General features: G+C 72.8%; 1 protein-coding gene. It reads right to left on the bottom strand.

Translation table 11 applies throughout. The features are described from left to right. A partial coding sequence (locus HV824_RS38745) for a hypothetical protein (protein WP_176423214.1) occupies positions 1–379 on the bottom strand: 379 nt, incomplete at its 3' end. Positions 380–412: the final 33 nt, after the last annotated feature.

Genomic DNA, 412 nt, shown 5'->3' with positions numbered 1-412 from the left:
CCTGGCACACGTCCCCACCGTGCAGCGAGGCGTGCGCCACCTCCTCCCGGCTGGCGCCCGTGTAGGCCGCCGCCGCGGTGCGTCCGTGCCCCGGGGCTGGGGCCTTCTTTTCCTCCTGACGCTGGGCGCGCCCAGCCGGCTGCCCCGCCTTGCGCAGCACCGCGTCCGTCTTCTCCGTGGGGGCGCCGAAGAGAAGCCTGCGCAGCCGCTCCACGCTCGTCCCCTTCGCCTGCAGTTCCGCCGTCACGAAGGCCAGCGTGTCCATGGCGGCCTTCAGCGTGGCGAAGTCCTCCTGGCTGAGGGCCCCGCGCGTCCGCTCGACAATGACTGCCAGCCGCGCCGGGTCCACCTGCCTTGGCTGGCGCTTCGTCTTGCCCATTGCCCGCTACAACATGTTCCTGGCGCGCAGGCC

Source organism: Myxococcus sp. AM009, assembly GCF_013372605.1.
GTDB classification, from domain to species: domain Bacteria; phylum Myxococcota; class Myxococcia; order Myxococcales; family Myxococcaceae; genus Myxococcus; species Myxococcus vastator.
Note: the sequence above shows the minus strand (reverse complement) of the source record. Positions and strands in the feature narration are given on the sequence as shown.